General features: G+C 48.6%; 1 protein-coding gene. It reads left to right on the top strand.

Going from position 1 to position 529, the window contains the following annotated elements:
* Window positions 1–23 precede the first annotated feature (23 nt).
* A partial coding sequence (locus F4V54_RS11305) for a VaFE repeat-containing surface-anchored protein (RefSeq protein WP_150387194.1) occupies window positions 24–529 on the top strand: 506 nt, incomplete at its 3' end.

Genomic DNA, 529 nt, shown 5'->3' with positions numbered 1-529 from the left:
ACCAGGGTGTTGCCTTTGAGTACTTGACTTCTACTGCGGTGGATAAGTCTGGTAAGGATTCCGAGTCTGGCGATGAGAATAAGATTGCTGAGCACACGGATATCAATGACGGCAAGCAGACTGTTGACTCTCATGAGGAGTTGAAGCCTAAGATCAGCACGACGGTTGATCAGCTTGGTGAGCATGAGGCTCTGAAGGCTGGCACGGTTGTTACTGACCATGTTCACTATGAGGGTCTGGTTCCGAATAAGGAATACATTCTGAATGCTGAGCTGCGTAACAAGACTGATGAGTCTGTTATTGGTGAGTCCAAGGAGCCGGTGAAGTTCACTCCGAAGTCCTCTGAGGGTGATGTTGATGTCAAGATCACTGTTAACGAGGGTGTTGAGGCTGGTTCTGTAGACCAGGGTGTTGCCTTTGAGTACTTGACTTCTACTGCGGTGGATAAGTCTGGTAAGGATTCCGAGTCTGGCGATGAGAATAAGATTGCTGAGCACACGGATATCAATGACGGCAAGCAGACTGTTGA

The organism is Corynebacterium tuscaniense, from assembly GCF_008693065.1.
GTDB classification, from domain to species: Bacteria; Actinomycetota; Actinomycetes; order Mycobacteriales; family Mycobacteriaceae; genus Corynebacterium; species Corynebacterium tuscaniense.
Note: the sequence above shows the minus strand (reverse complement) of the source record. Positions and strands in the feature narration are given on the sequence as shown.